At 70.8% G+C, this 20,088-nt stretch carries 18 protein-coding genes; 10 read left to right on the forward strand and 8 right to left on the reverse strand.

Annotated features, from left to right (window positions below):
- Positions 1-60: 60 nt before the first annotated feature.
- Genes K3N28_RS20065 through K3N28_RS20080 form a run of 4 tightly spaced genes read right to left on the reverse strand, consistent with a single transcriptional unit; the run spans position 61 to position 4,851 of the window.
- A complete protein-coding gene (locus tag K3N28_RS20065; RefSeq protein ID WP_228094541.1) occupies positions 61-1,758 on the reverse strand; it encodes a hypothetical protein in 1,698 nt (565 codons plus the stop codon).
- Positions 1,739-2,650, reverse strand: coding sequence for a carbohydrate ABC transporter permease (locus K3N28_RS20070; protein WP_228094542.1), 912 nt, complete (start codon positions 2,648-2,650; stop codon positions 1,739-1,741). The genes K3N28_RS20065 and K3N28_RS20070 overlap by 20 nt, the downstream gene beginning before the upstream one ends.
- Positions 2,647-3,576, reverse strand: a complete 930-nt coding sequence (locus tag K3N28_RS20075) for a carbohydrate ABC transporter permease (RefSeq protein WP_228094543.1) — start codon at positions 3,574-3,576, stop codon at positions 2,647-2,649. The genes K3N28_RS20070 and K3N28_RS20075 overlap by 4 nt, the downstream gene beginning before the upstream one ends.
- Positions 3,577-3,579: 3 nt before the next feature.
- The gene (locus K3N28_RS20080) at positions 3,580-4,851 is read right to left on the reverse strand and encodes an ABC transporter substrate-binding protein (RefSeq protein ID WP_228094544.1); all 1,272 of its coding nucleotides are present in this window, start codon (positions 4,849-4,851) and stop codon (positions 3,580-3,582) included.
- A 508-nt stretch (positions 4,852-5,359) separates the two neighbouring features.
- Between K3N28_RS20080 and K3N28_RS20085 the strand changes: the two genes are divergently transcribed.
- The 3 genes from K3N28_RS20085 (at position 5,360) to clpX (ending at position 8,271) form a co-directional block, all read left to right on the forward strand.
- The gene (locus K3N28_RS20085) at positions 5,360-5,926 is read left to right on the forward strand and encodes an ATP-dependent Clp protease proteolytic subunit (RefSeq protein ID WP_228094629.1); all 567 of its coding nucleotides are present in this window, start codon (positions 5,360-5,362) and stop codon (positions 5,924-5,926) included.
- Positions 5,927-5,945: 19 nt separating this feature from the next.
- Positions 5,946-6,608 (forward strand): ATP-dependent Clp protease proteolytic subunit, encoded by a 663-nt coding sequence (locus K3N28_RS20090; protein WP_304608745.1) that lies wholly within the window; start codon positions 5,946-5,948, stop codon positions 6,606-6,608.
- A 364-nt stretch (positions 6,609-6,972) separates the two neighbouring features.
- Positions 6,973-8,271 (forward strand): ATP-dependent Clp protease ATP-binding subunit ClpX, encoded by a 1,299-nt coding sequence (clpX, locus tag K3N28_RS20095; RefSeq protein WP_228094545.1) that lies wholly within the window; start codon positions 6,973-6,975, stop codon positions 8,269-8,271.
- On the opposite strand, the gene K3N28_RS20100 is transcribed toward clpX, so the two are convergent.
- The gene (locus tag K3N28_RS20100; protein WP_228094546.1) at positions 8,272-8,595 is read right to left on the reverse strand and encodes a PLD nuclease N-terminal domain-containing protein; all 324 of its coding nucleotides are present in this window, start codon (positions 8,593-8,595) and stop codon (positions 8,272-8,274) included.
- Between the two features lie 180 nt (positions 8,596-8,775).
- On the opposite strand from K3N28_RS20100, the gene K3N28_RS20105 reads away from it, so the two are divergent.
- From K3N28_RS20105 to K3N28_RS20115, 3 genes are all read left to right on the forward strand, one after another.
- Complete coding sequence (locus K3N28_RS20105) at positions 8,776-9,552, forward strand: electron transfer flavoprotein subunit beta/FixA family protein (protein WP_228094547.1); 777 nt, start codon at positions 8,776-8,778, stop codon at positions 9,550-9,552.
- Positions 9,553-9,561: 9 nt separating this feature from the next.
- Entirely contained in the window at positions 9,562-10,491 is a 930-nt protein-coding gene (locus K3N28_RS20110; RefSeq protein WP_228094548.1) for an electron transfer flavoprotein subunit alpha/FixB family protein, read from the forward strand.
- A gap of 250 nt (positions 10,492-10,741) precedes the next feature.
- Positions 10,742-11,353, forward strand: coding sequence for a biotin transporter BioY (locus tag K3N28_RS20115; protein ID WP_228094549.1), 612 nt, complete (start codon positions 10,742-10,744; stop codon positions 11,351-11,353).
- 53 nt (positions 11,354-11,406) lie between these two features.
- On the opposite strand, the gene K3N28_RS20120 is transcribed toward K3N28_RS20115, so the two are convergent.
- A complete protein-coding gene (locus K3N28_RS20120) occupies positions 11,407-12,318 on the reverse strand; it encodes a hypothetical protein (protein WP_228094550.1) in 912 nt (303 codons plus the stop codon).
- Between the two features lie 262 nt (positions 12,319-12,580).
- On the opposite strand from K3N28_RS20120, the gene K3N28_RS20125 reads away from it, so the two are divergent.
- Genes K3N28_RS20125 through K3N28_RS20135 form a run of 3 tightly spaced genes read left to right on the forward strand, consistent with a single transcriptional unit; the run spans position 12,581 to position 15,896 of the window.
- The gene (locus K3N28_RS20125; RefSeq protein ID WP_228094551.1) at positions 12,581-13,738 is read left to right on the forward strand and encodes a cysteine desulfurase family protein; all 1,158 of its coding nucleotides are present in this window, start codon (positions 12,581-12,583) and stop codon (positions 13,736-13,738) included.
- A 54-nt stretch (positions 13,739-13,792) separates the two neighbouring features.
- Positions 13,793-14,893: a tRNA 2-thiouridine(34) synthase MnmA gene (mnmA, locus tag K3N28_RS20130; RefSeq protein ID WP_374209842.1), complete on the forward strand. Its 1,101-nt coding sequence runs from the start codon at positions 13,793-13,795 to the stop codon at positions 14,891-14,893.
- On the forward strand, positions 14,886-15,896 hold the full coding sequence (locus K3N28_RS20135; protein ID WP_228094553.1) for a methionine synthase: 1,011 nt from the start codon (positions 14,886-14,888) through the stop codon (positions 15,894-15,896). Before mnmA ends, K3N28_RS20135 begins: the two co-directional genes overlap by 8 nt.
- A 9-nt stretch (positions 15,897-15,905) precedes the next feature.
- Here the strand turns inward: K3N28_RS20135 and K3N28_RS20140 are convergent, their stop codons facing one another.
- Both K3N28_RS20140 and K3N28_RS20145 read right to left on the reverse strand, forming a co-directional pair.
- On the reverse strand, positions 15,906-16,547 hold the full coding sequence (locus K3N28_RS20140) for a sulfotransferase family protein (RefSeq protein ID WP_228094554.1): 642 nt from the start codon (positions 16,545-16,547) through the stop codon (positions 15,906-15,908).
- A gap of 176 nt (positions 16,548-16,723) precedes the next feature.
- Positions 16,724-19,078, reverse strand: coding sequence for a DUF4173 domain-containing protein (locus K3N28_RS20145; RefSeq protein ID WP_228094555.1), 2,355 nt, complete (start codon positions 19,076-19,078; stop codon positions 16,724-16,726).
- Positions 19,079-19,255: 177 nt separating this feature from the next.
- Here K3N28_RS20145 and K3N28_RS20150 point away from each other — a divergent pair, with 177 nt between their 5' ends.
- The gene (locus K3N28_RS20150; protein WP_228094631.1) at positions 19,256-19,996 is read left to right on the forward strand and encodes a VIT family protein; all 741 of its coding nucleotides are present in this window, start codon (positions 19,256-19,258) and stop codon (positions 19,994-19,996) included.
- Positions 19,997-20,088: the final 92 nt, after the last annotated feature.

Here is a 20,088-nt window from a genome sequence, read left to right on the forward strand (position 1 = left end):
TTCGTCCTGCGGTGCTCGGCTCTGTCGTCTGAAGGCGCCGCATCGGACGGCGGCCGCTGCTCAACCGGCTTGCGCGCGCTCCGCTCGCAGCGTCACCGTCGCGCGTCCGCTCTCGGGCAGCGACACGTAGAGCTTCGCGCCTTCGCCCGCATCCGTGCCGCTCAGGTGCGTGTAGTCCTCGCCCGGGTGGTAGAACGGCCGACGAGTGGGCGCGCCTTCGGGCCGGACCTCGATCGCGAGACGGTCCGCGCCGCACCGGTACGAGCAGCGCCCGCCGATCGGCTCGACGCCTCCGGGCGCCTCTCGCACGCCCTCGAAGGCCCCGCCGGGACGGAACGACAGTTCGAGGACCTCGCCGACCCGGCCGGGCTCCGCTGCCACGTCGAAGCGCACTTCCCTTGCGGCCGTGTGGATCCGGACCGTGATCTCGGTGTACAGCTCCACGGACTCGGCCGGCCGGTGCGCGAAGTCCATCGAGGCCGAGAACCGACCCTCGTCGGTGAGGGCGTACACCCCGTCCGCGTTGCGGTGCTCCGGCGGCAGCGGCTGGTAGTACGCCGCGCTCGACCGCTCCCGCAGCACGAACGCGCCGTCCTCGACCGCGAGGCCGTCGGCCCGGAACGGGCCGAGGCCGAAGAAGTCCCGCGACAACCGCACCGAGTCCAGCACCGCCGCACCGGAGACCACCCGCAGGAACGTCGGGTTCGAGGCCAGGCCCGAGCGGATCCGCCCGTGCCCGGCGTAGTCGGAGCCGCCGTAGACCGCCGCATAGAAGTCCCCGTCGCGGGCCACCGCGAGCCCCGACGACGGGAACACCGCCGCCACCGCCTTCGGCTCCTCGGGCTCCGGCAGCGGCCCGGCCAGCGCCGGTTCGAGCAGGATCTCCGCCAGCGCGTCCGTGGGGAACGCCGGCGGCGCCTCCAGGATCCGCTCCGCCACCGCGGCGAAGTCACCGCGGCGGCGAGCGATCGCGAACCGCCGGAACTGCATGAGGAACGGCGCGAGCGTGATCGTGCCGCGCTGGTCCTGCCGTCGCGAGTGGACGGTCTCGACCGTGCCGTCCGGCAGGGCGGTCGCCGCGATCGCCTCCAGGTTCAGGCACACCGCGTCCAGCAGCTCCGGCCGGTCCAGCGAGACGCCGAGGGCCGTCAGGGACGGGTTCGAGACGTGCAGCGCGTAGTTGGCGCTCCGCTCCGAGTACATCCCGTCCGGCGCGATGTCGACGCCCTCGGCGAGCCACTGGTCCACGCGTTCGACCAGGCGGGGGTCGGGCCAGTGCCGGTTCAGGCGCGCCAGCGCCGCGCTCAGCTCCCAGCGGTGGTTCGGCGTGTGGACGCCGCCGAGCCGCAGCGGCTCCGCCGCCTTGAGCGCGATCCGCTCCAACTCCGGCGCCAACGGCCGCCACGGCCCCGGCGCATCGGCCAGCAGTGCGTACGTGTCGCACAGGTCGTTGACCGTGAACGCCGTGTCCGGCGGCGAGCTGAGGTTCTCGCCGTCGAACAGGCCGTCCTCGCCCTGCATCCCGGCCAGGTACGCGATCAGCCGCGTCGCCGCCCGCGCCGCCTCCTCCGAGGCGAAGTGGACCGAGCCGGGGTGGACTCCGCAGGCCGCGAGGGCCTTCGCGGCGGCCATGACCGCCCGGTGGTGCGGCGTGCCGTCGAGCAGTCCGTCGACGCCGTCGAGGACCGCCCGGGCGCGCTCGTCGGCCGCCGCGGTCACGGCGGCCGCGAAGCGCTCGTCAGTCTTTGAGTCCTGCATTGATGTCCTCGTTCATGACGTACTTCTGGAACACGATGAAGATCAGCACCAGCGGCAGGATCGACATCACCGACGCGGCCAGCAGCAGCGGCCAGTCGATGTTCTCGGCGCCCACGATCGAGCGCAGCGCGATCTGGAGCGTGAACTTCCGTTCGTCGCCGACGACGATGAGCGGCCAGATGTAGTCGTTCCAGCGCCACTGGAACGAGAAGATCGCCAGCGTCATGATGATCGGCCGCGACATCGGCAGCATGATCCGGAAGAAGATCCCCACCTCGCGCGCGCCGTCGATGCGGGCGGCCTCGATGATGTCGTCCGGGATCGAGATGAAGAACTGCCGGAACATGAACACGCCCGTGGCCGTCAGGATCGAGGGCACGACCAGGCCCGCCATGGTGTCGTACATGCCCAGGTCGCGGATCACGATGAACGTGGGCGAGAGGATGACCTCGGTCGGCAGCATCGTGGTGGCGAGGATGCAGACGAAGAAGACCCGGATCCAGCGCGAGTCCTGGTACTTCGCCAGCGCGTAGCCGCACATGGCGCTGGCGAAGACCGTCAGGACGGTGGTCGTCACGGCCACGGCGAGCGTGTTGGAGAAGTACAGGAAGAAGTCGAACCGGTCCCAGGCCTTCTCGAAGCCGCCGACCGTCGGGCTCTCGGGGAGGAACGTGAGCGGGTATTGGAACAGCTCGCTGCCGGGCTTGAACGCGCTCAGGAGGAACCAGACGAGCGGAAACGCGTACAGCACCGCCAGGAGCCACATGAACGTCGACATCGGGATGACGCTGCCGAGTTCCCGGGCCTGGCGGGGCCGGCGTCTCGCGGGCTTCGCGCCGCTGCGGCGCGGGGCCGGCGCGGTCGTGTCGGGTTTCGCGGTCGTGATGCTCATGCGGCGCGCCTCCGGTTGACCCACATCTGGAGCAGGGCGATGGTGAGCAGGATGGCCAGCAGGATCATGGAGACCGCGCTGGCGTAGCCGACGTCGGCGCGCTGAAAGCCGGTCTCGTAGATGTACTGGATGATGAAGGTGTTCGAGGTGCCCGGTCCGCCGCCGTTGAGGGCCTGGACCATGGCGAACTCCTTCATGGCCCCGAGCGAGGACAGCAGGATCACCAGGAACGAGGTGGGCGCGATCGAGGGCAGCGTGATGTGGCGGAACCGCTGCCACGAGTTCGCGCCGTCGATCTCGGCGGCCTCGTAGTAGGCGCGCGGGACGTTCTTGAGCGCGGCGATGAAGATGAGCATGTTGAACGCCGTGCCGCCCCAGGTGCCGGCCATGACGACGACCATCAGGGCGAGGTCGGGGTCGGTCTGCCAGGCGAGCGGGTCCGCGCCGAGCTCGCTGACGACGTAGTTGACGAAGCCGAAGCTCTCGCCGAACATCCACCGCCAGATGACGCCCGCGACGATGGGGGAGATGAGCCACGGGAAGAAGAAGATGATCTTCGCCGCGGCTTTGCCCCTGGTGTAGTTGCTGACCAGGAGCGCGGCGATGCTCAGGGAGACGACGTACATGAGCGGGACGCTCAGGGCCGCGAACAGGAGGGTCCGGGTCAGGGCCCGGTAGAAGGTCGGGTCGCCGAACAGCTGCTCGTAGTTGTCCAGGCCGATGAACTCGAAGGTCCCGATCCCGGTGTAGTCGGTGAAGGAGTAGATCAGGCCCAGGCTGCCGGGCCAGACGAAGAACAGGCCGAACAGGACGATGTTGAGTCCGGCGAGCGCCAGGGGAGCGAACCGGTACTGGACGCGGCGCGCCCGGCCGGGCCGCTGGCGCGGCCCGGCGAGGCGCTCGGTGTCGATGGCGGTGGCCGTCAAGGGTTACTCGCAGGTGATGTTCTCGTTGAGCGAAGCGATGATGTTCGCGATGGTGGTGGCGACGTCCTGTTCGCCGTTGGCGAGCTTGACGGCCTCGTCCTTGAGCGGGTCGGCGTCGCCGCCGGCGCTCTGGCCCGCGTACGCCATCTCCAGCTGGGAGGTGATCTGGTGGCCGGAGATCGGGTCGGAGGCGGCGATCTCCTCGTTGTAGAGGTCGAAGCTCGCCTGGGAGGGCCCGTAGTCGATGGTGAGGCCCTGGGTGACCGGCAGGAACCCGGAGATCTCGGAGATCTCGGTGTAGTTCTCGGCGCTGTAGAGCCAGTCGACGAAGTCGAGCGCGGTCCGGGACTTCTCGCCCTTGTAGACGACCATGAGGCCGCCGCCGACGTTGGTGGCGCGGCGCGGCTGGGCCGGCATGAGCGCGGAGGCCCACTCGAAGTCGGCGATGTTCGCCTGGAAGTCGGCGACCTGCCAGGAACCGGAGTAGTAGGCCGCGACCTGGCCGCTCTTGAAGAGGGCGTTCGGGTCGTCGCCGGAGACCCACACCGAGCGGGGCATGACGTCGTCGTCGTTGACGGCCGCGAAGAACTCGAGGGCGGCGGTGGTGGCCGCCTCGTCGGTGGAGTAGGTGCAGTCCTCGCCGAGGACGAAGCCGTCGCCGCCGAACTGGTACATGAAGGAGCGCAGGCGGTGCGAGGAGGGGTCCATGACGAGGCCGTAGCGCGCTCCGGTGGCGGCCTTGACCTCCTTGACCGCGGCGATGAACTCGTCCCACGTCCACAGCCCGTCGGGCGCGGTCGGGTAGGCCACCCCGGCTTCGTCGAAGAGGGACTTGTTGACGTAGAGGCCGACGGCGGTGAGGTCGGTGGGGATGGTCGGGACCGCGCCGTCGGCGTTCTCCACGATGAGGTTCTCCATGACCCCGTGCGCGCTCGCGATGTCCGAGAGGTCCTCGAGCTGATGCATCCAGATCGGGTCGACCGCGGTGACGCGGGCGAGGTCGGGGAGGCCGTCGGCCTGGGCGGCGTTCCGCAGCCGGGTGTTGAAGTCGTCGTAGGGGATGTCGTCGATGTCGACGGTGACGCCGGTTTCCTCGTGGTATTTCTCGGCCATCTTCTGGAATCCGCCGCCCTGGTTGGCGTCGCCGGAGAGCCAGAACTTGACGGTCTTGGCGTCGCCCTCGTCGTCACCGCCGCCGCCGATGAAGCCGCAGGCGCTGAGGGGCAGGGCCGCCGCGCCGGCGGTGCCGGCGCTCAAAATGAGTCTTCTCTTCATTGAGCTCTCTCTTCGGGGAACGGGGTCGGCCCCGGATGCCGGCCGGGAGACCGCTGGTTCGCTCCGCGCGGGGATGCGCGTGCGCGGTGCGCCCCCACGTGTGCCAAGTCACCTGTGAAGCGCTTGCCCGACGATAGCAGAAGTCACCTGTCGCGCGACAGTAGCGCGCGACAGCTGGTATTGAACTGCAACTTTTCACCATCGCCCGCGTCCCGTCCCGGCGGCGTCCCCTCCCGGATGCCCGCCCTCGACCCCGGCCGCGGCGGCCGATGCCCCATGGCGGACGGCGGATCGCGGCGCGCTCCGCTCGCAGCGAACACGGCCCCCAGGCGCGTCCGATCGTCGTCCCGACGGGCTAAGGTCTGCATTGGTAACCGCAAAGCCGAGTGCATATCGCCGAGACAGAATGAAGGTGCAAGACATGGAGCATTCGAATCCATTCTCCTCGCAGCTGGAGAAGGACGTCGTCAGCGCGGTCGCCCGTCGCGGCAGTGGCGACCCCTCCTCGATGGGCCTGGACAGCATGGTCTTCGACCGCCTGCTCAAGGAGCACATCCTGTTCCTGGGTTCGGACGTCAACTCGGAGATCGCCAACCGTCTGTGCGCCCAGCTGCTCCTGCTCGAGGCCGAGGACGACCAGCGCGACATCAAGCTCTACATCAACTCGCCCGGCGGCTCGGTCTACGACGGCATGGCCATCTACGACACCATGCAGTACATCAAGAACGACGTCGCCACCGTCGGCATGGGCATGGCCGCCTCCATGGGCCAGCTGCTCCTGTGCGCCGGCACCGCGGGCAAGCGCTACGCCCTCCCGCACGCGCGCATCATGATGCACCAGCCCTCCGGCGGCATCGGCGGCACCGCGTCCGACGTGGCGATCCTCGCCGAGCAGATGCTCTACACCAAGCAGATGTTCCAGGAGCGCGTCGCCGAGCACACCGGCCGCACGGTCGAGGAGATCGAGCGCGACTCGGACCGCGACCGCTGGTTCACCGCCGCCGAGGCGAAGGACTACGGCTTCATCGACCACGTCGTCAAGCGGGTGGCCGACGTCCCCGCCGAGGCCAACTAGTAAGGAAGAGGGGAACCAGATGATGGACATCAACGCCCAATCCGGCGGCTTCGGCCCGCAGGCCCGCTACATCGTCCCGTCGTTCACCGAGAAGACCTCGTACGGGGTCAAGGAGATGAACCCGTACAACAAGATGTTCGAAGACCGGATCATCTTCCTCGGGTCCCCGGTCGACGACACCTCGGCCAACGACATCATGAGCCAGCTGATCGTCCTCGAGGGCAACGACCCCGAGCGCGACATCATCATGTACATCAACTCGCCCGGCGGCTCGCTCACCGCGCTGATGGCCATCTACGACACGATGCAGTACGTGCGCCCGGACATCCAGACCGTGTGCATGGGCCAGGCCGCGTCGGCCGCGGCCGTGCTGCTCGCGGCCGGGACCCCCGGCAAGCGCACCGCGCTGCCGAACTCCCGCGTGATCGTCCACCAGCCGGCCACCGAGGGCACCTTCGGCCAGGCCTCCGACATGGAGATCCAGGCCCGCGAGATCATGCGCATGCGCGACCAGCTGGAGAACATCCTCTCCCGCCACACCGGTCAGCCGGTCGAGAAGGTCCGCCGCGACATCGAGCGCGACAAGATCTTCACCGCCGAGGAGGCCGTCGAGTACGGCATCGTCGACAACGTCCTGACCTACCGCAAGAAGAACGCGCTGCCGGCCGAGGCCACCGCGTAGCGCCGGGAACTCCCGCGGGATGCGGCGAGCCCGGCTCGCCGCATCCCGCCACCCGGCTCCGGCAGCTCGCCCCTGGGCGGGGAGCTCAGACGACAGTGCTGTAATACGACGGGGCCTCGCCTCTGATCGATCGCCCCCTTGTGTCGGCCGGCCGCGATACCGTGGCGCTGGCGCCGGCCGCGCCCGGGACACCCGTCCCGCGGCGCGTCCAGGGAGGCGGCGGTTCGCGAGTCGCGCCGAGGGTGGCGTCCTGGCCGCAAATGCGAAATACTGATTCGGAGACACCGGTTCGTCCTGAATCAACGGAGCAAGCACGCACGCTTGGTGCAGCCCACGGGCTTCGCCGGGGGAGGGAGTTACCGCGATGGCACCACGCCTGGGTGACAGCGAGATCTTGAAGTGCTCGTTCTGCTCGAAGTCGCAGCGCCAGGTGCGCAAGCTCATCGCCGGGCCGAACAACGTCTACATCTGCGACGAGTGCATCGACCTGTGCAACGAGATCATCGAAGAGGAGTTCGCCGAGGAAGCCGAAGTGGCCTGGGAAGATCTGCCCAAGCCCAAGGAGATCGTCGAGTTCCTCGACCAGTGGGTCATCGGACAGGACCACGCGAAGCGCTCGCTGGCCGTCGCGGTCTACAACCACTACAAGCGGGTCCAGCTCGACGAGCTCGGCTCGAACCGGGGCGACCACGTGGAGCTCCAGAAGTCGAACATCCTCATGGTCGGACCCACCGGCTCCGGAAAGACCCACCTGGCGCAGACCCTCGCCCGGATGCTGGACGTGCCGTTCGCGATCGCCGACGCCACCGCCCTCACCGAGGCCGGTTATGTGGGCGACGACGTCGAGAACATCCTCCTGAAGCTCATCCAGGCCGCCGACTTCGACGTCAAGCGCGCCGAGACCGGCATCATCTACATCGACGAGATCGACAAGGCCGGACGCAAGGCCGACAACCCCTCGATCACCCGCGACGTCTCCGGCGAAGGCGTGCAGCAGGCGCTCCTGAAGATCCTCGAAGGCACCCTCGCGTCGGTGCCGCCGCAGGGCGGGCGCAAGCACCCGCACCAGGAGCACATCCAGATCGACACCACGAACATCCTCTTCGTCTGCGGCGGCGCGTTCGCCGGGATCGAGGAGATCATCAAGAACCGGATCGGCAAGCGCACGGTGGGCTTCACCGCCCCGCTGCACGAGGCCGGCGACGCGGCGGACGACGCGATCGTCTCCCAGATCATGCCCGACGACCTGCTGAAGTACGGCCTCATCCCCGAGATGGTCGGGCGCCTCCCCATTCTGACCACTGTGGATCACCTGGACAAGGCGGCGCTGCTGCGCATCCTCACCGAGCCGAAGAACGCGCTCGTGAAGCAGTACCAGCGCCTGCTCGAACTCGACGGGGTCGAGCTGGTGTTCACCGAGGACGCGCTGGAGCCCATCGTGGAGTCGGCGCTGCTGCGCGGCACCGGCGCGCGCGGGCTCCGGGCCATCATGGAAGAGGTCCTGCAGCCGGTGATGTTCGAGATCCCCTCGCGCGCCGACGAGGTCGCGAAGGTCGAGATCACCGCCGACGTGGTGCGCCGCAACGTGAATCCGACGCTGGTGCCGAGAACGAAGGCCACCCCGCGCCGGGCGATCCGCCCGAGGCGCGAGAAGTCGGCCTAGCTAATCCTCTTTGTTCTCGTCGCGGAGGCGTCGGTCGATGTCCCGGAGGAAGTCCGGGTCGTCGTCCGGCGCGACCGGCCCCTGCGGGCGGCGCGGGCCGCCGGCGCTGCCGCCGCGCCCGGGACCCGGTTGCGGGCGAGGGGGCCTGGCGCGTCCGACGGTGAACCAGAGGATCCCGCCGACGATCGGAACGAGCACGATGATGAGCACCCACCAGGCGCGCGAGAGCTTCCTGGGGGCGTGTTCACCGCCGAGGCAGTCCGCTACCGCTGCGATGACCAGCGCCAGGTGTGCCAGGACCAGGAAGACGAACGCGCGGATCATGGTCCAATCATGCCTGTCCCGAGCGCCGGGTACAACAACGGCACGGGTGGTTACTCGAAAGTAACTTCGTAGGATATAGTTTCAGTCCAGGACTCCTGGACCGATTGCACGGCTCGCGAGCGGTTCTGTGAAGCTCGCGGGCAGGAGCCGGCAGCGGCAAAACGACCTCGGAGGTTGTCGATGAACATCGTGGTTCTGGTCAAGCAGGTCCCTGATTCGGGACTCGCAAGACAGCTGGACGACCAGTTGCGGGTCGACCGCAACGGCGCCAACAACGTCATGGGAGAGCTCGACGAGTACGCCGTCGAGGCCGCCCTCCAGCTCAAGGAGGCCCACGGCGGCGAGGTCACCGTCCTCACGCTCGGTCCGAGCCAGGCCACGGAGACCGTGCGCAAGACCCTCGCGATGGGCGCCGACAAGGCGCTCCACATCGAAGACGACGCCGTCGGCGGCTCCGACGCGCTCGCCACGTCCAAGATCCTCGCGGCGGCCCTCGGCCGCCTCGAATGGGACCTCGTCATCGCCGGTGCCGAGTCCACCGACTCGGGCATGGGGATCATGCCCCAGATGCTCGCCGCGCGCACCGGCGTCCCCGCCCTCACCGGCGCCCGCAAGATCGACACCGACGGCACCGCGATCACCGTCGAGCACCAGCGTGCCAACGGCTACGACGTGCTCACCGCGAGCCTTCCGGCGATCGTCTCCGTCTGGGACACCATCAACACGCCGCGCTACCCGTCGCTCAAGGGCATCATGGCGGCCAAGCGCAAGCCCGTCGAGACGCTCGCCCTGTCCGACCTCGGCGTCGACGCCGCCGAAGTCGGGCCTTCCGGTGCCAACAACGAGGTGCTCAGCGCCGCCGAGCGGCCGCCGCGCACCGCCGGCCAGATCGTCACCGACGAAGGCCAGGGCGGCACCGCGCTCGCCGAATTCCTCGCCGCTGAGAAGTTCATCTAGGAGACCGCCATGACCGACATCCTCGTGTACGTACCGAACTCCAGCAAGCACGCCGCCGAGGTCCTCACCCTGGCGCGTTCGCTCGGCGACGTCGCGGCGATCGCCTTCGACGACGCCGCGGCCTCGCTCGCGGGCGAATACGGCGCCGCCAAGGTCCACAAGGTCGAGGCCGCGGGCGTCGACGACTACTTCGTGGACCCGAAGGCGACCGTCCTCATCGACCTGGTGCGCCAGAGCACGCCGGGCTTCTTCCTCCTGCCGAGCACCGACGAGGGCAAGGCCCTGGCCGCCCGCGTGGCGGTGGCGCTCGAGACCGGGCTGCTCACCGACGTCTCGGGCCTGGAGGCCGACGGGACCGCGACGCAGGACGCCTTCGCCGGCGCGACCGTGGTGAAGTCGAAGGCCACCAAGGGCTTCACGCTCGCCACGGTGAAGCAGGGCGCGCTCGATCCGGCCCCGGCCCCGGGCTCGCCCGCGGTCGAGACCGTGACCGCGAACGTCGCCGAGAGCGACCAGCGCGTGCGGGTCGCCGAGCGGGTGGACGAGCCCGCGGGGGACCGGCCGAACCTGGCCGAGGCGCGCATCGTCGTCTCGGGCGGCCGCGGCGTGGGCTCCTCGGAGGACTTCGCGCTCGTCGAGCGCGTGGCCGACGCCCTGGGCGGCGCGGTCGGCGCTTCGCGCGCGGCCACGGACGCCGGCTACTACCCGCACAAGTTCCAGGTCGGGCAGACCGGTACGACGGTGAGCCCGCAGCTGTACCTGGCGGTGGGCATCTCCGGCGCGATCCAGCACCGGGCGGGCATGCAGACCTCGCGGACGATCGTGGCGGTGAACAAGGACGCGGACGCCCCGATCTTCGGCATGGCCGACTTCGGCGTCGTGGGCGACCTCTTCGAGATCCTGCCGCAGGCGCTCGAAGCGATCGAGAAGCGGAAGTAAGCGCAGACGCGTAGCGGCCCGGTGCCCGCCCGAGAGGGCGGCACCGGGCCGTGACGCCGTACGGGCCCGGGCGGGGCGCGGCCGCGGAGCCTGCGCGAGCGAGTCCAGCCGGCTCACGGCGGTTCGAGACGATCACCGATCGCCGACGCCGGTTCGGCGGGGGCTTCATATCGTCGCAACAACGGTGCGTTACGCTTCGTGGCAGCCTCTCGTTATATGGAACCTACAGATGATGTTGGAGGAATCCGCCATGGCCGCCCCAGCTGCCGCGATTGCCGCGCCCCGCGTTCTCGCCGACCTCCTGCCGGCGCACTCGCGCGCCGCCGCCGTCGCCCGCGACGCCGTGCTCGTGCTCGGCGGCGCCGCCGCCGTCGGCGCGTCGGCGCAGATCGCGTTCACCATCCCGCAGATCAGCCCGGTCCCGTTCGTGCTCACCACGTTCACCGTGCTCCTCCTGGGCACCGCCTACGGGCCGCTCCGCGCGGGCCTGACCCTCGCGCTCTACCTCGCCGCCGGCGCGGCCGGCGTCCCCTGGTTCACCGAGGGCGCCTCCGGCTACGCCATGCCGACCTTCGGCTACATCATCGGCTTCCTCGCCGCCTCGATCGCGGTCGGCTTCCTCGCCCAGCGCGGCGGCGACCGCACGATCCTCAAGACCGCCGGCCTCATGGTCGTCGGCAACGTCCTCATGTACGCGTGCGGCGTGCCCTATCTCGCCTACGCCCTCGACATGAGCGCCGGCGAGGCCGTCGGCGCCGGCATGGTCCCGTTCCTCGCCGGCGACGCCATGAAGCTCTTCCTCGCCGCCATGCTGCTTCCGGGCACCTGGTGGGCCGTCGACAAGTTCCGCAACGCGCGGTAACCGAGAGGCGAAACGCAGGGCCCCACCCGAACCGGTGGGGCCCTGTCGTCGTCCTACTCGATCTCCCAGCCGATGCCCAGCGCGCCCGGCCTCGGCACCGGCTCCGCCAAGGCGACCGTCCGGCTCGGGCCCAACTGCAGGTCCCCGGTCTCGCGCTTCTCCCGCTGCAGGCTCGACTGCGCGAAGCGGTACACCCGCTTCGGGATCGCGTCCGGCGCGAACCGCACCTGGAGCGAGTACTGGTCCACCGGGTACCGGAACGCGTTCCCGTGCCCGCTGGAGACCCCGCCGTTGCCCTGCACGACGATCTCGAACAAGTGCGTCGCGCCCTTCGGCAGCGGCGTGTCGAAGACGATCTCCGCCAGCGCCACCGGCGCGTCCGGGTGCCGCAGCACGTTCGGCACCGTGCAGTCGCGCACCGGCTTGAACTCGATGTCGTCGATCTCGCAGCCTTCGTCGCCGCGGTACAGCAGGATGTAGCGGTCCACGTCGTCCCGCCTCGCGCGCACCAGCATGGACAGCTCGAAGACCGATTCCTGCCACCCGGAGTCCACGTGGACGATGACTTGCTGGCTCAGAATGTCGAGCGTGTGCTCCCGCGAGGCGGGCACCTGGTCGCACAGTTCGCGCACCGCGTCCCCGCCGAGCACCGCGTCGGGCCGGGGGAGCTGGCCGCGGATCGACCGGGGCCCGCGGGCCCGCTTGGGGCCCAGGAGCACGCGCAGCGATCCGGCGGGCAGTTCGAGGAGGTCTTCGAGGGCGGTGACGGCGGCCAGCGACTCGGCGCGCTCGGGGCGGGACCGGCCCGACTGCCAGTAGCTGAGGCTCGTCGTGGAGACGGTGATGCCGCGCATGGCGAGGCGGTGGCGGATGCGGTCGAGACCGAGCCCGCTGGTCTGGATGGCGACGCGCAGGGCAGTGTGGAACGGCCCTGTGCGAAGCGCTTCGGCGAGCTCGGGCGTCATCGGCACACACTTTCTCTCGACTCGGCCTCCGAAGAGTCCGGTCTCTTCGGCACCCGGCCTCGGGGCGGCGACTCCCCACCACCCGGAAAGGTAGGAGGATTCGACAGATTCTATCGCGCGACTACCCGCGCGTAATACGCCTACTTGTGCGAAAGTCCCAGGCCCGCGAATCCCAGTCCCCGGGACGGTCCGGGCGTCGACGTCACGTGCGCCGTCGCGGCCCGCAGGAGTGAGCCGCGCCGCGCCGTAGACTGGAGAGGCCATGGCCTATCTCGATCACGCCGCGACCACGCCGATGCTCCCCCAGGCGCTCGACGCTTACGTGCGCACCGCACGAGCGCTCGGCAACGCCTCATCCCTCCACGGATCCGGGCGCGCCGCCCGCCGCACCGTCGAGGAGGCCCGCGAGCGCATCGCCGAGGCCCTGGGCGCCAAACCCGGCGAGGTCATCTTCACCGGCTCGGGCACCGAGGCCGACAACCTCGCCGTCAAGGGCGTCCACTGGGCCCGCCGCACCGCCGACCGCAACCGCGTGGTGACCACCGCGATCGAGCACCACGCCGTCGCCGACGCCGTCGCCTGGCTCGGCGACCACGAGCGGGCCGACGTCACCGAGCTCCCGGTCGACAAGCTCGGCCGCGTCGAGACCGCCGTCCTGGCCGAGCTCCTCGCCGAGCACTGCAAAGAGATCACCGTCCTCACCTGCATGTGGGCCAACAACGAGGTCGGCACCCTCCAGCCGATCAGCGAGATCGCCGCCCTCGCCGAACCCCACGGCATCCCCGTCCACACCGACGCGGTCCAGGCCGTCGGCCACGTCCCGGTCGACTTCGCCGCCTCCGGCGCCGCCGCGCTCACCCTGTCCGGGCACAAGCTCGGCGGCCCCACCGGCACCGGCGCGCTCATCCTGCGCCGCGACGTCAAGGCCGTGCCGCTGCTGCACGGCGGCGGCCAGGAGCGCGAGATCCGGTCCGGCACGCTCGACGTGCCCGGCATCGCCGCGCTGGCCGAAGCGGTCGCGCACGCCGTGCGGCACCAGGAATCGGAGTTCCAGCGGCTCGCACTGCTGCGCGACGACCTCGTGGCGCGCCTGCGCGAGGCCGTCCCCGAAGCGGTCTACAACGGCGACCCCGAGTCGCGCCTCCCCGGCAACGCGCACTTCTCGTTCCCCGGCTGCGAAGGCGACGCGCTCCTGATGCTCCTCGACGCCGCCGGTGTCGAATGCGCCACAGGCTCGGCCTGCTCGGCCGGGATCGCCCAGCCCTCCCACGTGCTGCTCGCCATGGGCGCCGACGCCGACGACGCGCGGTCCTCCCTGCGCTTCACCCTCGGCTGGTCCACCACGCGAGCCGACGTCGACGCGCTCGTCGCCGCCCTCCCGGAGGCCGTGCGCCGCGCGAAGTCCGCCGGGCTCTCCTGAGCGCGCAGCGCCCGAACGCCGAGAAGGAACGCGGTTATGGTTGAAGGCGTGAAACTGCGAGTACTGGCCGCCATGAGCGGCGGAGTCGACTCGGCCGTCGCCGCCGCGCGGGCCGTCGAGGCCGGGCACGACGTCACCGGCGTCCACCTGGCGCTGTCCAAGAACCCCCAGACCTACCGCACCGGGGCCCGCGGCTGCTGCACCGTCGAGGACTCCCGCGACGCCCGCCGCGCCGCCGACGTCATCGGCATCCCCTTCTACATCTGGGACATGGCCGAGCGCTTCCACGAGGACGTCGTCGAGGACTTCTACGCCGAGTACGCGGCCGGGCGCACCCCGAACCCGTGCCTGCGCTGCAACGAGAAGATCAAGTTCGCCGCGGTCCTCGACCGCGCGATGGCCCTCGGCTTCGACGCCGTGGTCACCGGCCACTACGCCCGCAAGGGCGAGGACGGCCTCCTGCGCCGCGCGGTCGACCCCGGCAAGGACCAGTCGTACGTGCTCGCCGTGCTCACCCCGGCCCAGCTCGCGCACTCGATGTTCCCCCTCGGCGACACGCCGAAGGACCAGGTGCGCGTCGAGGCCGAGACCCGCGGGCTCGCCGTGGCCCGCAAGCCCGACAGCCACGACATCTGCTTCATCGCCGACGGCGACACCTCCGGCTTCCTCAAGAACCGGCTCGGCGCCAAGGAAGGCGAGATCGTCGACGCCGCCTCGGGCGAGGTCCTCGGCAGCCACGACGGCTCCCACCAGTTCACCATCGGCCAGCGCCACGGCCTCGGCCTCAAGCGGCCCGCCGCCGACGGCAGGCCCCGCTACGTCCTCTCGATCACGCCCGTCGACAACCGCGTCCAGGTCGGGCCCCGCGAGGCCCTGCGCGTCGACCGCATCCGCACCGGCGCGCCCGTGTGGCTCGCCGACGAGCGCCGCGGCCCCTTCGAGGCCGAGATCCAGCTGCGCGCCCACGGCGAGGTCTACCCGGCCACGGTCACCCCCGAAGGGGACGGCCTCCACGCGCGGCTGCACCGGCCCGCGTACGGCGTCGCCGCCGGACAGGCCCTCGTCGTCTACGGCCCCGACGCGGCCCGGGGCGACACGGTGCTCGCCTCCGGCACCATCGACGCGACCGAATCCGTCGAGGCGGCCAGTGTCTGATCCCGTGCACGACCCGGCCCTGCCCTCAGGCGTCGCCACCGGCATCGGCTCCCTCCCCGGGACCGACATCGCCGAGGCCGTCAACATCGTCTTCGGCGAACTCCCCGAATGGCCGTACCTCCCCGAGCTGCCCGACCGGGGCCTCGGCGCCGACATGATCGGCCGCGGCGCGGCCCTCCTCGAAGGGCTCCCCGTCCAATGGTGGGCCTTCCGCTGGGAACTCGCCGACCTGCGCGGCATCGACGCCCGCCGCGCCGCCGACTTCCTCGAACGCGACCTCGACGCCCTCCACGAAGTCACCGCCACAGGGCCGGTCCGGCTCACCGCGGTCGGCCCGTTCACGCTCGCCGCGAACCTGTGGCGGCGCACCGGCGGCGCGATGATCGCCGACCCCGGCGCGGTCGCCGACCTCGCGGGCTCCCTCGCCGAGGGCCTGCGGAACTTCGTCGCCGCCGCCCAGGCGCGGCTGCCGAAGGCCGCCTTGTCGATCCAGCTCGACGAACCGAGCCTGTCGGCCGCGCTGGCGGGCCGCGTGAACACCGAGTCGGGCCTGGACTTCTACCGGCGCGTGCCCGTTGAGGTCGCCCGCGAGCGGCTCCGGGAGGTGTGCGAGTCGGTCGGCGTCCCAGTGGTCGTGCACTCCTGCGCCGCCGACATGCCGGTGAAGCTGCTGGCGGAGGCCGGCGTCAAGGCGCTCGCGATCGACTTGACGCTGCTCGACCTCGACGACGTGCCGAAGCTCGACGCCTTGGGGGAGTACCTCGACGGCGGCGGCCGGCTCATCGCCGGGGTCGTCCCGTCCCTCGGGCAGCCGCAACCGGAGCTCGACAAGGCGGCGGCCGACCGGGTCCATGCGTTCTGGAACCGGCTGGGGTTCAGCCCCGAGCAGCTGCCGCGCCAGGTCGGCGTCGCCACCACGTGCGGCATGGCCGGGGCGAGTCCGGAGTACGCCCGCTTCGCGATGGAGACGAGCCGCGAAGCCGCCAGGCGGCTCCGCGGCTGACCGGTCCGGTCACTCCGGGGCCTTCCCGGTGACGATCTGCTCGATCTGGGCGTGGAAGTCCTTGGTGGAGTTCAGGTGCGGGAACGGCTGGTCGGGGATCGGCAGGCCGAGGGCCGTGCACAGCGGCTCCCATCCGGCGCCGGTGCCGAACTCGACGAGGCGGTCGGCGGGGACGGTCGCACGGACCTTGTCGTGATAGCGGTGGTAGGCGGCCTCGACCGCCGCCTTGTCCGCTCGCTCGGCGCCTTCGAAGGCGTAGTCCCAGACCTTCTCGACCATCGCCAGCCACGGACCGCCGCTCGGGTCCTCGATCTCGTTGAACTTCTTGAAGACGGTGTTGTTCGCGCTCGTCCACCATGCCTCGAAGCTGTCGCGCCTCGAGAGCACGACGACGGCGTCGGGGTACCGCTCGGCGAGTTCGGCGTAGAACGCCGAGGCCGGCCAGTCGACGGCAGCGGCGTAGCCCTTGAAGACCTCGTCCCAGTCGGGAAAGTCGCCCTCGGCGGCGGCGCTGAAGGCCGGGGCGTCGGTCTCGACGCGGCCGAAGACCTCGGCCATGTGGTGGCAGGGCGCGCCGAGGAGGGTTTCGAGGGCGTTCTTCAGGGTCATGGTCCCGGTACGCGGGAGTCCCGCGCCGATCACTCTCAGCATGGCCTGAACCTATGCGGACGCAAGGAAACCGGCAAGTGACCGTCCACTTCTGTCCAGTCCATGTGTGCGAAACGCCGGTGGGGCGGCAGGTCGGCGGCCCGCCGCCGCGCACCGGCGATTTCGGACGTACGGTCAGGCGGGTCCGCGGCGGCGCGCCGCCGAGCGGCCGCACCCGGTCACGAGAACTCCAGGTAACGCTCGTACGTCTGGTCCGCGAGGTCCGCGCCGACTGCGGCGGCGCTCGCGTCGACGGCCGACTCCATCAGCCGCACCACGATCTCGAGCTCCTCGTAGGCGACGACGTAGTAGTGGGTCCGGGGTGACTCGTACCAGGCGGTGAATCCCTCCACGGTCTCGCTGCCGAGGTCGTCGATCGCCTCGGCGCCGCCGCTTGCCTCGTAGGAGGCCCGCCGGTCCCTGACCGAGTCGACCGCGACGGTCGCCGATTCCCACTGAGTGACCTCGACCAGCAGATACCGGCCGCCCGGCCCGTAGTAGCCGCACTGGAGGTACCACCCGTCGGCGTAGTCGGGGCTCGGCGAGTTCACGAACTGGGACGAGTCGTCGGCCTCCAGGCCGTAGTCACCGGTCGCCGAGGTGCCGAACAGTTCGGCCGCCGAGGTGAGGTCGTAGGCATCGCAGCTCTCCACGGTGAAGAACTCCTCCGATGCCGAAGGCTCCGCCGTGCCCGAGGGACGGTCCTCTTCATGTCCGTCGAGCCCGAGGTCGGAGGAGTGGGAGCGGCAGGAGGCGCCGTCGGCGTCCTCGGCGGCCTCCATCGCCCGCTGGACGCCCCAGTTCCAGGCGAGCGGTTCCCGGTCCTTCCAGCGATACTCCATGCCGGCGACCGCGCACGCGTGATCGTCGGACAGCTCCGGCACGGCGTCGGCCGAGAGCCCTTCGAGGTAGTCCAGGTCCAGCTTGCGATCGTGCTCGAGGTTGTACCGCGCGATGAGCGCGTCGGGGTTGACCGCGGCCAGCCCCAGCAGCGTCAACCCGCCCGAGGCGAGGACGGCGCGCGGCAGCCAGGTGGCCCGGAGCTTCCAGCAGCAGACGATGACCAGCGCGAACAGGATCGCGAGCCAGATCTCGACCGTGAAGACCCAGATGCGCATCCGGGTGAGTCCGAACGCCTCGAAGTAGGTGTGCATGCGCAGCAGGGCGGAGGCGCTCACGACCATCGAGAGGACGCAGAGCATGCCCAGCAGGACGCGCGCCGTCCACCGGTCGGCCTTGGCGCGCTTGGGCGCGAGCCAGGCCGCGATCGCGATGACCGCGAGGGACAGCACCGCGACGACGCTCAGCTGCCAGAAGCCCTGGCGGGCGTATTCGGCGAAGGTGAGGCCGACGGTCTCCCTGACGTAGCCCTCGCCGCCGAGGTAGACGCGCAGCTGCACCGCGATGAACGCCGCGAACAGGAGGTTGAGCGCGCCCAGGGGCACGGCCAGTTCGAACCGTGAGACCGTCCGGCCCGGGCCGGACGTTTCGGAGTCGAAGCTCGGTTTGGCCACCGCCGTGTACGTCCACAGCAGCACCAGCGGGAACAGGACGGCGGCGAGCAGGAGCCGCAGGAAGAACTCGAGCGGGTCCACCTCGGGGAGCAGCCGCGCGATGAGGTCGGCGAAGGTGCTGTCGGCGGCGGCGAAGAGCCCGCCGAAGACCAGCAGCAGCACCGCGGTGACGAGCGCGACCCACAGGTTCCGCACGGTGGCCGGGTCGCGGCCGTCCTTGTCGCGGCGGTGGCGCCTGGCCCATTTGAACGTCTCGGCGAGCCCTTCGAGCCAGCCCGCGAGCAGTGTGAGCAGGGTGCCGCCGAAGCGGCGCTGCGGCGCGAGCACCAGTGGCGTCAGCAGGAACGCCGCTGCCGAGCACAGGATCACGACCCACCCGGCGTCGCGGATCGCGGCGACCGACCACAGGGCCGCCACGAGGGCCGCGCCGGGCAGTCGCGGCACGAGGTCGCTCCGGTCGCCCGCGGCGAGCGGCAGCGCGACCATGGCGATGCCGGTGAGCGCCAAGCCGATGCCGACGCCGTCGGAGTGGAGCGCGGTCCACGCGCCGAACGCCGCGACGACGAACGCCATGAGCACGACGGCCTGCTTCGGGACCGAATCGGGCCGGTGCCAGCGCGGGTTCGGCGGCAGTAGGACCGGAGGCGCGGCCGCTTGCCGGTAGTAGGCGGCCTGCTGCGCCTGCTGATACGGCGGCCGCTGCGGATACCGGTGCTGCGGAGACGCGGCCTGCGCGGACGGCGACGCGCCCGCCGCCAGTGCCGGTTCGGGCTGGCTCGGCTCGGCTCGGGCCGGTTCAGGCTGCGATTGCTCGGCTCGGGCCGGTTCGGGCTCAGCCCGGGCCGGTTCCTCCCGGACCGGCTCGGCCGGCGCTGGAGCGGAAGGCTCCTCGGCCGCCTCGGGCCTGGAGTCCTCCATCGGCGTCTCGGGCCGGGGCGGTTCGGGTGGCGCCTCGCCGGAGGCCGCTCGGCCTTCGGCGTCCTCTGATCGCGGCGCGGGGGAGTCGGCGGGATCGCTCATGGGAGAGCCCCTTCTCATCGGAGGGAGTGCCGACGATAGCGGCCCTCGTCGATGTTGGGAAGCCTCCACTTCAGAGCGTCACGCCGCGCTGCCGGGAATAACGCCCACATCGGGGCGATTCCATGCCTTCTGTGAGAACACCCACCGGCTGCAACCCTGTGGTTCACTGGATCCGTGATGACGCAAGGCGGCCACGAGGGGCACCGGCACGACGGCGGGGCGCACGAGAGCGACGGGCCCGGTTCGATCGGTCAGCGGCTCAACTGGCTCCGCGCGGGCGTGCTCGGCGCGAACGACGGCATCGTCTCGGTCGCCGGCATCGTCATCGGCGTCGCCGGGGCCACCGACGACCGCTCGACCATCCTCGTCTCCGGCCTCGCGGGCCTGGTGGCCGGGGCGCTTTCGATGGCCGGCGGCGAGTACGCCTCCGTCTCGACCCAGCGCGACACCGAGTCGACCCTCGTCGAGACCGAGCGGCGCGTCCTCGCCGAGCACCCCGCCGAGGCCGAGTCCGCGCTGGCCGCGAGCCTCCAGGAGCGCGGCCTGTCCGAGACGACCGCCCGCGACGCGGCGCGCGAGCTGTCCGCGGGCGACCCGCTGCGCGCTCACGCCGCCGTCGAGTACGGGCTCGACCCCGACGAGCTGACGAACCCGTGGCAGGCCGCGATCTCCTCCTTCCTCAGCTTCACGCTCGGCGCGCTGCTGCCGCTCCTGGCGATCACCCTGCTGCCCGAGGGCGTCCGCGTCATCGGCTGCGCGGTGGCCGTCGTGGCGGCGCTGGCATTGACGGGCTGGAGCTCCGCCGCGCTCGGCCGTGCGCCCCGCGTCCGCGCGACGGTGCGCGTCATGGGCGTGGGCGCGGCGACGATGGCGGTGACCTACGGCCTCGGCACGGCCTTCGGCGTGGCGACCGCGTAAGGCCCCGTTCCGGCGCCGAAGCGGGTTCGAGACCGCCGCGAGGTGTCTACGCTGGAATGGCGATCCCCGTGACGATGAAGACTCCGTTCCCG

It is taken from the genome of Glycomyces sp. TRM65418, assembly GCF_019710475.1.
GTDB lineage: Bacteria > Actinomycetota > Actinomycetes > Mycobacteriales > Micromonosporaceae > Glycomyces.